Origin of the sequence: Clostridium sp. AF15-41 (assembly GCF_003604095.1) — a bacterium.
Classification (GTDB): Bacteria; Bacillota; Clostridia; order Lachnospirales; family Lachnospiraceae; genus Coprococcus.
The window spans coordinates 56,146-69,152 of the sequence record NZ_QTMQ01000013.1; the positions used below are offsets into that span (position 1 = coordinate 56,146).

Consider the following 13,007-nt stretch of genomic DNA (forward strand, 5'->3'; position numbering starts at 1 on the left):
ATCGCTGTTTGTATTTTTTTAAACACACTGTTTTATAGTATATCCTAAAATCCCCTATATTCCAATATTCTTTTAGTATTTTTTCCAGTTTCCGGTGGAAGTATGCGTAGTTTTTCTTCCTATAATTAAAAATAAGTCCATCCGGTTGTGTGGGGGGTATGACTGTATTCACCCTATATGACATTTATGAGGATTTCGTTGTGAGCTGCACATTGTCAGTAAATACGAGTGCCTGTCTGAGCCGAAGGCGAGTTGGCACAGGAGTATTTACGGATCAGACATGTGCAGAGAACAGAAACCGCAGTAAGTCATATAGGGTGAATACAGTCATACCCCCCACACAACCAGATAGACTTATTTTTTATAGGTGTTTTATATAAATTAAGAATTTCTCTTCTTTGTTAATACGCCTGCGATTATGAATATAACACCAAATGCTACGGAGATAACGCCCCAGATTACCAAATCGGCATAGGAACCTGCACATATAAGGCCGATCAAACCGCCGACTATGTAGAAGCCTGCACTTGTGAATGCGCCGCCTGCTCCGGTTGACTTTCTGGTTACAATTCCAACGATTCCTGCAACAAGGAAACAAACTGCAAGTAATACACCTGCAGAGCCTCCGGATTCCCCGTTTTCTTCCAGTGCATTTGATAATCCTGCCGCACAAGACTGAAATGTTACTAAGACTGATAACACGATTGTTATGATCCCTGCTACAAGTCTGAATGTTGATAAAGGTTGCTTTGTCTTTTCCATAATAAATTCTCTCCTCTTTCTGCTGTTATAAGTGTTCTTGCTATTATATTAAAATCCCCCGGCATCAGTCATCATTCAGGGTATTTTGATATAATTACAACCACTGCATATTCTATCTTATAAAATTATCAGAAAGAGCTGGTGTGCTGTCAGCACACTATCGGAATATATCTTCTACTATAACGAATACAAACATTACTAAGAAAAACCATGCCACTGTATATAAAAATAATCCAACCAGCTTCCATATCTTCTTCGGTGAACGTACAAGCGGAAAATAATTCCAAACGTCCAGATAATTATTCCAAAAAAACGGAGTAATAATAAACATCATAAAATATACAAAGCGATTTACATATAACCAAGTTCCGGAGAGCGGTTCTCCATGATCTTTTACTTCTACTGTCAGACAGAAATATATCCAAAATGTATAATAAATGGCTGCAACAACCATATTCAGGACTTTCCCTTCCCGAAATCCCGGCGGCAGAAAACGAGTCCATGCAGGGCGGATTTTTCCTTTACGCTCATAAGGATCTGATATAGCAGATGTTTCAACTGTAACCGTTTTATCATTCAACGACTCTTTATCCGTATATGTATCGAAACACATACTCTGATAAACAGCTTGCATCATTTCCTCTGCTGTCTGATATCGTTTCTCCGGATCGATCTGGGTTGCTTTTCTGATTATCTGTGACACTTCCGGATAATCTTCATAGATTCCGTCCCGGATTAATTTTCCACACAACATATAATTTAATAATACGCCAAGTCCATAGATATCCGTCCGCGCATCTGACTGCAAAAAACCGTATTGCTCCGGTGCTGCAAATCCTCTTGTACCGATCAGCTCGGTATCCCGATTTCTCTCTGCGTCAAAAACTCTTGCGGTATTGAAATCGATCAGATATACAGATACGATTCCCTGCCCCTTTTTGAAATCTCCCTGAAGCATTACATTTGTCGGCTTGATATCCCGGTGTACGATCGGCGGTATATGACTGTGCAGTTTTTCTAATGTCCGGCAAAGATATTCGATCACCCTGCCGGCAGCATCCAAATCCAGGCATCCAAATTGTTCAATATATGTTTCCAACGTGATCCCCTGTATGTATTCTTCGATCAGATATAACGTACCATCCTCTTCCATACATTCATAAATCTGTGGAACGTAAGGGAGTTTTGATTGCTGTAGCCACTCATATATAGATTTGTCATATTGCGTCAGAACTTTTTCCACATAAATCTGTCCGGTCTCTACATGCCGCACCAGAGAAATTCCCTTTTTATGCTCTACTTCTTCCAGTCTGCGATAAAAGGACAGACGACTTTGTATTTCTAAATTCATATCATTTTCCTATTGTTTATCTTGAAATTGCATTATCGACAAGTATAATAAATATTATATGGTACTGATAAAAATTATCAAGGGAAAGAATACAGGATCGATCATGAAAACGACCAGAACAACAGATCTACTGAATGAATTATCAACCGATGATTCAAATATACATTTTAAATCTTTTATAACATCTCATGCAGATGATATGTCCTGTGACAATCTGCAGGATTATTTTAATCTGTTCTTTAAAGATCACCCGGAGCTTCTGATCGCCGATGTCATAAAACGAAGCAATCTGGACCGCGGCTATGCTTATCAGATCTTAAACGGCAGGAAACCACATCCCGGAAAATACAAGCTGGTTCTTCTGGCATTATGCGCCGGAATGAATTTGAAAGAGATCCAGCGTGCACTTACAATCTCCGGAAATGCCGTATTGTATCCCAAATTTCCACAGGATGCTGCCCTGATCGTATGTATCAATCAGAACTGTACTTCTGCATTTGAAGTGATGAATTTCTTTGCGGAAAATAATCTGGATTTTCCTGAATAAACGGAGGTATATCAAATGGATACTTTTAGAAACATGAGAAACGACAAACTGGCGAAAGCCATGATAAACAAGCTGGCTGCCAGAAATATGGAAGGCTTCTATGTCCAGACAAAGGAAGAAGCTAAGGAGCTTGCACTGAGTCTGATCCCGGAAGGAAGCTCTGTCGGCTGGGGCGGTTCCATGACCGTAAAAGCAACCGGACTTTTAGATGCTGTTATCGAGGGAAACTACAAAGAGCTGAACCGTGATACGGCAAAAACACCGGAAGAAAAAGACCGGATCTCCAAAGAGTGTTTCTTTGCAGACTACTTCTTAACAAGTTGCAATGCGATCACTGAAGACGGCATAATGGTAAATATCGATGGCAACGGAAATCGTGTGGCTGCCATTGTCTACGGTCCTTCCCATGTTATCGTGATCACAGGAATGAACAAGGTAGTACGAACAGAAGAAGATGCTTTAAGCCGTGCAAGAAATGAAGCAGCTCCGATCAATGCACAGCGCTTCGGACTTTCAACTCCTTGCAGCACAACCGGAGAATGTGCAAACTGTCTGTCACCGGAAACAATCTGCTGCCAGTTCTTAACCACCCGCTATTCCAAGCACAAAGGCCGTATCAAGGTCATTCTTGTAAACGAAAATCTGGGATTTTAGAATAACAGACAAATTTCAGGGGCTGTTTATTATTATTGCGCAAGACACTTTCGTTCTATCCTACTCTGTATAACTTCGAACTAACCTCGACAATACCTCGCTAAGTTCTCAGTTATCGACGCAACGGTACATAAGGTTGCAAAATACGCAACCTAAGTACCGGCGCTCGGACAGGCTTGCTACATAATAATAAACAGCCCCTGAAGTTTGTCCGTTATCCTTCTATCGAGATAATCTTCTTTTCTTCTACTTCCGGCTGGTCGTCGAATTTTGGTACATAGACATAAAGAACGCCATTTGCAAATCTTGCTTTAATATCCTGTTCACTGACTTTATTACCAACATAAAAGCTTCTCTTATAGTGACCGGAATATCGTTCCCTCTTGATATAACTTCCCTCTCTGCCTTCATGATCTGATCCGGCATAACTTGCAAGGATCGTCAGATATCCGCCTTTTAATTCCGCCTTGATGCTCTCCTTTGGGAATCCCGGCAGATCCATCTCTATCTCATATCCGTCCTTTGTTTCGAATATATCAGTTGCCATTGTAGTCATGGTACGAAGTCCGGAACGGCTGCCCCAGAAGGAATCATCAAAAAAGCCATTCATCATCTCAAAATTATCTGAAAAAATACTTGGTCTATCCATCCTAATTACCTCATTTCTATTAATATTTCTGGTTTTATATCTGTTTTACATTACCAACGTTTTCTGTATTTTATTTAGAAACACATATTATAAAATATCTTTTCGTTATTTTTACGCTTGCTTTATATTACTTATAGCACCTTTTGTTAGCACTGTAAACAGCCGAGTGCTAATTTAAATATTATCTTTTTGTAAACTTCTCCTCCATTACGCGGATACCATGATAGAACATCTCATTAATCGGAGTTGGCACGCCAAGCTCTTTTCCCATCTTTATGACATTGCCGGCAAACATCTCTACCTCAGTCAGCTTCTCTGCTTCCAGATCCTGCAGGGTTGATGGTTTGTTCTCGGGTGGAATCGTCTTTACTGTAACATCCTGCTCCGCTATTTCTTTTTCACCTATATCGATTCCCTTCTTCTGCGCGATCGCAGCCACTTCCCGCATGGCATTGTCACGGATCCAATTCGCACTGTCGCTGATACGGAAAAATCCAAATGGGATACCGAGCAACGCACAGGTCATATTTTCCCCAATATTGCACATGTATTTAAACCAGAGTCCCTTTAACATATCCGGATCGATCTCATATGGAATATCGGCATGATCAAATACTTCTTTTACAGCAAGTACACGATCTGACAGAACATCATTTTTCTTCTCTCCGAAGTGAATCTTGCCCCAGTACGGATCAAAGTCTGCTTTTCCATCTTTCATAACAATGGACATTCTCATATATGCATATAATACATGTTCTTCGCCAAATGCCTGAATCAACTGTTCCTCACTGTCTACACCATTTAGCAAAGACAGGATCAATGTATGTTCACCTACCTGATGGCGGATATCTTCTATTGCCTGCACAAATCCATAGCCCTTTACACCGATCAGGATCAGGTCCGCCGGCTCTCCCTGTTCTTCGGGTGTCACGATCGGAAATCTGTAGTTGACGCCATTGATCGTAACTCCTTTACTTTCCAGGCGTTTTTTACGTTCACCACCTGCAATAATATAAAAATCATCTCCAAATGCTTCATATAATCTTGGTGCAAAAAATACACCCATGGCTCCAAGTCCGATCAATGCAATTCTTTTGATCTTCATATTCATTCCTCTTTTCTTTTGTTTTTTTCTTTATATGTTACTCTCTGTATTCCAGAATCTCTTCAAGTGGCTTCCTCGGTCTGGCTACCGGACGTTCTGCCGGATAACCAACCGCTACCGCTCCGATTAACTGCGTATCCGTCCCTATATAATCTATAAGCTCCAGATACGCAAAGCAGGTGTTTGTAATCCATAAAGTACCCCGTCCCAGCTCAACAGCCCGAAGCAGCATATTCTCAATCGATGCCCCGATTGAGGGTGTTTACCTTTTCGCAGTCTGCTTCCAATAATCTGCGAAATGATCTTGCGGCTGTATTCAGTGGATGCTGGCTGTCATATATCATGCAGATATGCCGGTCAGGAATTTTCTCCTTTAGGACTGCCTGTATTACTTCTCCGCGTTCGAGCGCCTCACCTGCCATGGATTCCGGTATAAATGCCAGTCCCAGCTCACAACGGACAAGCGGCAGGATCTGATCTGTTGTCGCAGCCTCCGTATCCGGTGCAAATTCTATCCCGTGCGCTAAAAACAGCCGCTCATAGAATCGAAATGTCATCGTTTCTCTTCCAAGACTGATCAACGGATAATTCTTTAATTCTTTTAAAGACACCGTCTTTCCCTGCAGCTCTTTAAAGGATTGTCCACCGATCAGGATCTCCCGAAACGATCTCAACATTCTGGTTTCAAGGGGCGAGTCTGCTTCCACCGGTGTCGACACAACAGCAAAATCAATCTTACCGCTCTTTACTGCATCTACTGCCTCCGGCGTGGAATGATTATAGATTCTCAGTCGAATTCCCGGATATGCAGTATGAAATGACCTTAATTTATCAAACAAATATATATTTAACGCTGTCTCGCTGGCTCCGATCGATATACTTCCATGTACCATGCCCGAATAGTCCGCCAGTTCATCCTCTGCCGTTAATAACTGATGCATAGCTGCCGACACATACATATATAGTTTTTCTCCCTCCGGTGTAAGCTGAACGCCCCGGTTGGTTCTTACAAATAAGGTACTGTGCATCTGCTGTTCCAGACAGTTCATCGCTCTTGTAACATTTGGCTGGCTGCTTTCCAGAACCTTCGCAGCCTTTGTAAAATTATGATATTTTGCCACATAATAGAAAATTTTATAATATTCAAAGTTAATATTCATCTGTCTTCTCCGTTTCTTTTATCATATCAAATGATTATGTCTGTCATATCAATTATATCTTTTACTTATCTTTCTGCCAATAGTATAATTGTGCAGAACAGAAAAAGAAAGGAAGTCGGTTAAGCATGAACGAAACTACAATTTTTCCACGAGAAAAAAGAGCAGATTTCTTATTTGAAAAAATCCTGAATGATCCATGGGCATGTGAGAAATTACAGGAAACATTTGCAAATTACCTGTGCTATAACGATGATGCTTACGACGCACCACTTCCGGCAGAAGAATTTGCACAGGCACTATTCAATTCCTATCATAACCGGGATCTGTCTGCATTTCTTATGGCGATCTGCAACAATACCCTGTTTGATCTTCTGCGCAATTCCTTTCTGATCCCATATCGATTCAACGCAGATGGCAAAACAAATCCTGTCATTATGACAGATGACAATGGTCAGTTGCTTCCTGAATACAAAACTTCGATCCGGGAAAAAGAATATCGTCATTTTCATAAGATCTATCAGACACTTAGAAACAATAAAAATATCTATCTAGCCCGCGCATACAGATACAGTCACGATTATGCCGCAAATGACATGAAACCGGAACAGAAGATTCTGGAAAAAAGTGACGGTGTACTGTTGATCCGCGAGCTTCCCGATACTGTAAAGCAAAAGGAGACAGAAGCAGAAGCATATTCTGCTGTATGGGATCTTATGATCGCACTGGAAAAGGAGCTTCCTATGTCCTACATTTTCTATGGACAGGATTCTCTGGTGAAAAACAATTCCCGATATGATGAAATCGGCATATTCCTTCCAAATTCATTATTCCTGACGAATCTGGAACATCATATTGAAAAAGCGGAGGAGATCATCTATGCCAAAGAACAGTAATTATACAGATATCATGGAAAAAAACCATATGGAAATTCCATGGCATGATTATGTAAAAAACGATAGCAATGTCCTGATCGCCAAGGCGGGGCTGATAGAAAAAGCCTCTGTTATTGGAAGGGTCGGGTTAATTATGCTCTCCTGTGGAACAGGTGCCTGGCGTGTTCGTACTTCCATGAACCGCCTGTCCAAAGAACTGGGCGTAACCTGCACCGTTGATGTCGGATTGATGTCCATTGAATTCAACTGTTTTGATGGAACCGACTGCGTTTCACAGTCTCTGAGCATTGCAAATACCGGTGTAAACACCTCGAAGCTCTATCGGATGGAACAATTCGTTGATAATTTTCCAAAAGAAGAAGCCCATCTGACGGGTGAGGAAATCCACCGGCGTCTTGATCAGATTGAGAAGATTCATACACTTTATTCACCTGCAAAACTGGGTCTGGCTTCAGCCCTCGCCTGCTGTGCATTTACCTTCCTATTAGGCGGCGGTCCTGTTGAAATGATCCTGGCTTTTATTGCAGCCGGTGTTGGAAATGTCATCCGTACCAAAATGATCAAGCACCATTTTACCCTTTTCTTTAACATAGCAGTATCCATATCAGCCGCATGCCTGACATATGCCATCTGCTTTCACCTTGCAGAAATCTTCTTCCACGTATCTGCACTCCATGAAGCTGGCTATATCTGCTCAATGCTGTTTATCATTCCCGGATTTCCATTCATAACAAGCGGCATTGACCTGGCTAAACTGGATCTTCGGTCCGGGCTTGAACGTCTGAGCTACTCTGTCATCATAGTTTTAGTAGCCACTATGTTCGCCTGGATCATGGCATTGCTGTTACATTTTCATCCTCAGGATTTCTCCGCTTTGAATCTGGCTGTAGGTACAAAGCTTATCCTGCGGATCATTACAAGCTTCTGCGGAGTCTTCGGTTTCTCCATTATGTTTAACAGCTCAATTCCGATGGCTGTCACCGCTGCCTGTATCGGAGCAGTTGCAAATACTCTCCGGCTGGAGCTTGTCGATTATACAAGCACTCCTCCGGCTGTTGCCGCATTTGCAGGCGCATTAACCGCAGGTCTTCTTGCCTCCGTTATAAAAAGGAATAACGGATATCCAAGAATCTCTCTGACCGTTCCGTCCATCGTTATCATGGTTCCGGGACTTTACCTTTATCGTGCTTTCTATAATCTTGGTATCATGTCTTTAACAGAGGCTGTTTCATGGCTTTCATCTGCGATCATGATCATTATTACTCTGCCTCTCGGTCTGATATTTGCAAGGATCCTGACAGATCGTACTTTCCGGTACTGCACCTGATTCATGTATCGGACGCAAGCCCTTATTTATCTTTTATGTTGAAAAATTATCATTGAATTATGTCGTATTCTGGCATATAATATTTCCAATATTTATATATTCAGGGAGCTGACAAATTAGCCGGCTGAGAGGAGAATGAAGTTCTCGACCTGTGAACCTGATTTAGGTAATGCTAACGTAGGGATGTGTATTAGAGGTGCCCTGCGGCATCTTTTTTTATTGCTCTGTGGCAGATCGGGAGCACCACTTTCTGCCACGTAAAATAACATTGGTTGTGATAAGGAGGATAATATGGAAAATTACACAACACAAATGGACGCAGCCAGAAAAGGGATCATCACTCCGGAGATGAAGATCGTAGCGAAAAAGGAACATATGGCTGTCGAGGCGCTCAGGGATTTAGTTGCAAAGGGACAGGTTGCCATCTGTGCTAATAAGAAACACACCTGTCTGAATCCTGAAGGTGTCGGCAGTATGCTGCGTACCAAAATCAACGTAAACCTTGGAGTATCCAGAGACTGCAAGGACTATAACATTGAGATGGAAAAAGTAATGAGCGCAGTTAATATGGGCGCAGAGGCGATCATGGATCTGTCCAGTCATGGAAATACACAGCCATTCCGTCAGAAGCTGACAAGCGAATGTCCTGCCATGATCGGTACAGTTCCGATCTATGACAGTGTCATCCACTATCAACGTGATCTTGCAGAGCTGACAGCAAAGGATTTCATCGATGTTGTCCGTCTTCATGCAGAAGATGGTGTTGACTTTGTAACCTTACACTGTGGAATCACAAGAAAAACGATCGATCAGATCAAGAAACATAAACGTAAAATGAACATCGTAAGCCGGGGCGGAAGTCTTGTATTTGCATGGATGAGTATGACCGGTCAGGAAAACCCGTTCTATGAATATTTCGATGAGATTTTAGATATCTGTGAGGAATATGATGTTACGATTTCCCTCGGAGATGCATGTCGTCCGGGCTGTCTGGCAGATGCGACTGACGTATGCCAGATTGAAGAACTGGTACGTCTGGGCGAGCTGACAAAGCGTGCCTGGGCACACAATGTACAGGTTATGGTGGAAGGTCCCGGTCATGTACCACTTAACCAGATCGCTGCAAATATGGAAGTTCAGAAGACCTTATGCATGGGCGCACCATTCTATGTTCTCGGGCCTCTGGTTACAGATATCGCTCCCGGTTACGATCATATCACCAGCGCGATCGGTGGTGCTGTTGCTGCCATGAACGGAGCTGCTTTCTTATGCTACGTTACCCCAGCCGAGCATCTTGCACTTCCAAATGTAGATGATGTAAAACAGGGTATCATCGCATCGAAGATCGCTGCTCATGCAGCCGACATTGCAAAGGGTATTCCGGGTGCCAGAGATATCGATGATAAGATGGCGGATGCCAGACGTGTCCTGGACTGGGATGCACAGTATGCCTGCGCACTTGATCCTGCTACAGCCAAAGCGATCCGCGACAGTCGTATGCCGGAGGATGATCACTCCGATACCTGTAGTATGTGCGGCAAGTTCTGTGCTGTCCGCAGTATGAACAAGGCTCTCGCCGATGAGTACATCGACATTCTGTAGTACGAACGCATATATAATGGGCGGTTCTCTGCCACTGACTATCTATAATTGACTCGCTATGATTTCTATTTGATGCACATGCCTGATTCGTAAATACTCCTGTGCCAACTCGCCTTCGGCTCAGACAGGCACCCGTATTTACTGGCAATGTGCATCGCATGACGAAATCTTCGCTAATGTCAATATATAGTTAGTCAGTGACAGAGAACCGCCCATTTTATTTGCTGTCTTATTGCAGAATGTAAAACATGCAGTTCTTAATAATCAGAATGTGTTCCAACATCTTTCTTTCATAAAATCTGCAATAACAAAGATATTTTCACCTTCAGCTAAAAAGCCTCTCCCGTGTTTGCATTCCTCCAATATATGCATTCATCTTTTCTTGTCATACGATGGATGGTCGCCACGGTCAACCACAACCTCGTATCCGATTCCCTGCATTCTCCGCATCATACAGCCACAGCACTCCGAGGCTTCTTCCCCGGTGCAGATCTTATTGTCATATAACAGATATTTTTTCCTGACACCGACCGGTGACAGATTCGGCATCACAACATTTGCCCCGGCAAGAATCCCCTTCTCCCTGCCAAGCGGATGGATCGTGCCAAGTGCTGTTGTCGCAGGAAGCAGCACAGTAGGATGGATCAGACGGATAATCGACAGCAGCCGTAAGGTCATCTCAAGTGTTCCGGCAGCCTCTTTTCCAAATGGTGTGTCTGCCTGCGGAATAAAAGGTCCGATTCCGCACATTTCCGGTTCCAGTTCTTTGATCAGACAGAGATCCTCATATAGCGTATCGACCGTCTGATATGGCGAACCGACCATAAAGCCACACCCGGTCTGATAACCGATCTCTTTCAGGTCATGCAGGCACCGGATCCGGTTGTCAAATGACATTTCTCTCGGATGAAGCTTCTCATAATGTGCCTTATCCGCAGTCTCGTGACGAAGCAGATAACGTTCCGCCCCGGCAGCAAAATACCGCTCATAGGCTTCCCTGCTTTTCTCTCCGATTGACAATGTGATCGCACAGTCCGGATGCTGGTGTTTGATCTCTGATACGATCTCACAGATCTGGTCATCTGTATAAAACGGATCTTCGCCTCCTTGTAACACAAATGTCCGAAAACCGAGCCGATATCCACTCTGACAACAGTCAAGAATCTGATTTTTGGTCAGCCGGTACCGATCAACATGGCAGTTATCTCTTCTTATCCCACAATAAATGCAGTTATTTTTACAATAATTTGTGAACTCGATCAGTCCACGCATATAGACTTTATTTCCATATACCTTCTGCGCTTCTGTTCTGGCACATGCCATCAATTCTTCGATCATTTCCTGATCGTCTGTTCCCAGCAGAAGCTGAAGCTGTTCTTTTGTAATATTCTGTTTATCGCGAATCTCTGTTATCAGTGTATGCATAAACGATTTCCATCCTGTTTTTACTTATAAATAGTTTATCACATTTTTCTCTTATACAACATCCACTTTTCCGGATTGCATACAAACGATGCAAAAAAAGTTCAAAGATATTGCATTTCTGTGTCGGTTTATATACAAAAATGATGCATTTCAAATATATGCTAGATACATCAAATAAATGAACAACCGCTCATGCCCGGGCAGCGAGTTTCGACAACAGACCATATGTCTGTAGATGACCAATAATATAAATACTTACATGAAACCGGAGGAACTTGAGGACATGACAACTCTTACAATCAAAACAAATGCACTGGATAACAATATACGGATCATCAAACGTCTGGCAAACGGCGCAAAGGTCATAGCAGTATTAAAGGGGAACGCTTATGGGCTTGGACTTACAAAATTTGCATCGTTCTTACAATCAAAGGGTATTGATAACTATGGTGTAACCGAACTGTCAGATGCTGTCACCTTACGCAGAAACGGAATCACGGGAAATATCCTGCTGATGACTCCATTATATAACTCAGAAGATATCACGACTGCGATCGATCACGATATCACGCTCAGCATCACCAGTACCGACTGTGCGCATGTGATCGATGAAACGGCCGCCTATATGAACCATCCGACAGTCCATGCACATCTCTGCATTGACACCGGATTTGGCAGATACGGCTTCTTATGTTCAGATGAAAAACAGATTGCCAATACAATTCAATCACTGAGGCATATAAAAATCACCGGCATCTTCTCTCATTTTCATGCGGCAGCCTGCAGAAATGAATACTATGTGAAGAAACAGTTTCAGGATTTTACCCATCTCTGTGATGCTCTCCGGAAAGATGGCGTCCCGGTAGGCATCCGTCATATCTCATCTTCAACTTCGATGATAAAATATCCTTCCATGAACTTAGATGCCATCCGCATCGGTTCTGCTTTTCTTGGCAGACTTGCGGTTCCAAATGATTATGGTTTTCGTGAGGTCTGTAATCTGTCCGCCTATGTGGACGATATCTATGAACTGCCGGCCGGTCACAACATTGGCTATGGTCACAGCTTTAAACTGTCACACAATGCAAAGACAGCCGTTATCTCCGCCGGATATTATCATGGGCTTGGAATGGAACGCCACACCGATTCCCGAACAAATTTCTTCTCTCCGATCCGTATTTATTATAAATTAAAAGGCACTTTCCATAAAAAGACACCGGCTGCCAGTTTTAAAGACTACCGGCTTCCGGTGTTAGGTCAGATCAGTATGAACTCCGTTATCGTGGATACAACAGGATGTAATATCTCGGTAGGTGATACGGTTACATTTCCGATCAATCCAATCTTCGTCAACAGCGCTGTTCCGCGGGTGTATATGTAACCTGTCTCATGTTGTCCGGGCGACTGCCGGTACGCGGGTGTATATGTATCCTGTCTCATGTTGTTTGAGCTACTGCCGGTACGCGGGTGTATATGTATCCTGTCTCATGTTGTCCGGGCGACTGCCGGTACACTTTGTACTGTCGTTTGCT

General features: G+C 42.9%; 13 protein-coding genes and 1 riboswitch. Of the genes, 6 read left to right on the forward strand and 7 right to left on the reverse strand.

All coding sequences use genetic code 11. The annotated features are described in order from the left end of the window. Positions 1 to 381 precede the first annotated feature (381 nt). Both DWW43_RS09725 and DWW43_RS09730 read right to left on the reverse strand, forming a co-directional pair. On the reverse strand, positions 382 to 762 hold the full coding sequence (locus tag DWW43_RS09725) for a hypothetical protein (protein ID WP_008401935.1): 381 nt from the start codon (positions 760 to 762) through the stop codon (positions 382 to 384). A 157-nt stretch (positions 763 to 919) separates the two neighbouring features. Next, positions 920 to 2,113 (reverse strand): serine/threonine-protein kinase, encoded by a 1,194-nt coding sequence (locus DWW43_RS09730; protein WP_119963440.1) that lies wholly within the window; start codon positions 2,111 to 2,113, stop codon positions 920 to 922. A 58-nt stretch (positions 2,114 to 2,171) separates the two neighbouring features. Here DWW43_RS09730 and DWW43_RS09735 point away from each other — a divergent pair, with 58 nt between their 5' ends. Together DWW43_RS09735 and DWW43_RS09740 are read left to right on the forward strand one after the other, a co-directional pair. Next, positions 2,172 to 2,660, forward strand: a complete 489-nt coding sequence (locus DWW43_RS09735) for a hypothetical protein (protein ID WP_119963441.1) — start codon at positions 2,172 to 2,174, stop codon at positions 2,658 to 2,660. A 15-nt stretch (positions 2,661 to 2,675) separates the two neighbouring features. Further along, positions 2,676 to 3,314, forward strand: coding sequence for a lactate utilization protein (locus DWW43_RS09740; RefSeq protein WP_008401938.1), 639 nt, complete (start codon positions 2,676 to 2,678; stop codon positions 3,312 to 3,314). Between the two features lie 214 nt (positions 3,315 to 3,528). Here DWW43_RS09740 and DWW43_RS09745 read toward each other — a convergent pair whose 3' ends face one another. From DWW43_RS09745 to DWW43_RS09760, 4 genes are all read right to left on the reverse strand, one after another. After that, complete coding sequence (locus DWW43_RS09745) at positions 3,529 to 3,963, reverse strand: Hsp20/alpha crystallin family protein (protein ID WP_008401939.1); 435 nt, start codon at positions 3,961 to 3,963, stop codon at positions 3,529 to 3,531. Positions 3,964 to 4,144: 181 nt separating this feature from the next. Further along, complete coding sequence (locus DWW43_RS09750; protein WP_008401940.1) at positions 4,145 to 5,068, reverse strand: ketopantoate reductase family protein; 924 nt, start codon at positions 5,066 to 5,068, stop codon at positions 4,145 to 4,147. Between the two features lie 37 nt (positions 5,069 to 5,105). Continuing rightward, positions 5,106 to 5,300: a hypothetical protein gene (locus tag DWW43_RS09755; protein ID WP_119963443.1), complete on the reverse strand. Its 195-nt coding sequence runs from the start codon at positions 5,298 to 5,300 to the stop codon at positions 5,106 to 5,108. A gap of 4 nt (positions 5,301 to 5,304) precedes the next feature. Then, positions 5,305 to 6,228, reverse strand: a complete 924-nt coding sequence (locus DWW43_RS09760; RefSeq protein WP_119963444.1) for a LysR family transcriptional regulator — start codon at positions 6,226 to 6,228, stop codon at positions 5,305 to 5,307. A gap of 125 nt (positions 6,229 to 6,353) precedes the next feature. Between DWW43_RS09760 and DWW43_RS09765 the strand changes: the two genes are divergently transcribed. From DWW43_RS09765 to thiC, 3 genes are all read left to right on the forward strand, one after another. Beyond that, the gene (locus tag DWW43_RS09765) at positions 6,354 to 7,121 is read left to right on the forward strand and encodes a DUF4866 domain-containing protein (RefSeq protein WP_119963445.1); all 768 of its coding nucleotides are present in this window, start codon (positions 6,354 to 6,356) and stop codon (positions 7,119 to 7,121) included. Beyond that, positions 7,105 to 8,448 carry a threonine/serine exporter family protein gene (locus tag DWW43_RS09770; RefSeq protein WP_119963446.1) on the forward strand — a complete coding sequence of 448 codons (1,344 nt, stop codon included), beginning with the start codon at positions 7,105 to 7,107 and terminating at the stop codon, positions 8,446 to 8,448. Before DWW43_RS09765 ends, DWW43_RS09770 begins: the two co-directional genes overlap by 17 nt. Before the next feature lie 91 nt (positions 8,449 to 8,539). Continuing rightward, a riboswitch (TPP riboswitch) is annotated at positions 8,540 to 8,649 on the forward strand. Positions 8,650 to 8,739: 90 nt separating this feature from the next. After that, positions 8,740 to 10,050: a phosphomethylpyrimidine synthase ThiC gene (thiC, locus tag DWW43_RS09775; protein ID WP_008401945.1), complete on the forward strand. Its 1,311-nt coding sequence runs from the start codon at positions 8,740 to 8,742 to the stop codon at positions 10,048 to 10,050. Positions 10,051 to 10,422: 372 nt separating this feature from the next. Here thiC and hydE read toward each other — a convergent pair whose 3' ends face one another. Further along, the gene (hydE, locus tag DWW43_RS09780; RefSeq protein WP_119963447.1) at positions 10,423 to 11,475 is read right to left on the reverse strand and encodes a [FeFe] hydrogenase H-cluster radical SAM maturase HydE; all 1,053 of its coding nucleotides are present in this window, start codon (positions 11,473 to 11,475) and stop codon (positions 10,423 to 10,425) included. A 283-nt stretch (positions 11,476 to 11,758) separates the two neighbouring features. Between hydE and alr the strand changes: the two genes are divergently transcribed. Next, the gene (alr, locus tag DWW43_RS09785) at positions 11,759 to 12,856 is read left to right on the forward strand and encodes an alanine racemase (protein WP_044945650.1); all 1,098 of its coding nucleotides are present in this window, start codon (positions 11,759 to 11,761) and stop codon (positions 12,854 to 12,856) included. The last annotated feature ends 151 nt before the right edge of the window (positions 12,857 to 13,007 follow it).

Bases quoted from the DNA above. Each gene is read 5' to 3' on its own strand.
- DWW43_RS09725 (WP_008401935.1), bottom strand. From the start codon at position 762: ATGGAAAAGACAAAGCAACCTTTATCAACATTCAGACTTGTAGCAGGG.
- DWW43_RS09730 (WP_119963440.1), bottom strand. From the start codon at position 2,113: ATGAATTTAGAAATACAAAGTCGTCTGTCCTTTTATCGCAGACTGGAA.
- DWW43_RS09735 (WP_119963441.1), top strand. From the start codon at position 2,172: ATGGTACTGATAAAAATTATCAAGGGAAAGAATACAGGATCGATCATG.
- DWW43_RS09740 (WP_008401938.1), top strand. From the start codon at position 2,676: ATGGATACTTTTAGAAACATGAGAAACGACAAACTGGCGAAAGCCATG.
- DWW43_RS09745 (WP_008401939.1), bottom strand. From the start codon at position 3,963: ATGGATAGACCAAGTATTTTTTCAGATAATTTTGAGATGATGAATGGC.
- DWW43_RS09750 (WP_008401940.1), bottom strand. From the start codon at position 5,068: ATGAAGATCAAAAGAATTGCATTGATCGGACTTGGAGCCATGGGTGTA.
- DWW43_RS09755 (WP_119963443.1), bottom strand. From the start codon at position 5,300: ATGCTGCTTCGGGCTGTTGAGCTGGGACGGGGTACTTTATGGATTACA.
- DWW43_RS09760 (WP_119963444.1), bottom strand. From the start codon at position 6,228: ATGAATATTAACTTTGAATATTATAAAATTTTCTATTATGTGGCAAAA.
- DWW43_RS09765 (WP_119963445.1), top strand. From the start codon at position 6,354: ATGAACGAAACTACAATTTTTCCACGAGAAAAAAGAGCAGATTTCTTA.
- DWW43_RS09770 (WP_119963446.1), top strand. From the start codon at position 7,105: ATGCCAAAGAACAGTAATTATACAGATATCATGGAAAAAAACCATATG.
- thiC (WP_008401945.1), top strand. From the start codon at position 8,740: ATGGAAAATTACACAACACAAATGGACGCAGCCAGAAAAGGGATCATC.
- hydE (WP_119963447.1), bottom strand. From the start codon at position 11,475: ATGCATACACTGATAACAGAGATTCGCGATAAACAGAATATTACAAAA.
- alr (WP_044945650.1), top strand. From the start codon at position 11,759: ATGACAACTCTTACAATCAAAACAAATGCACTGGATAACAATATACGG.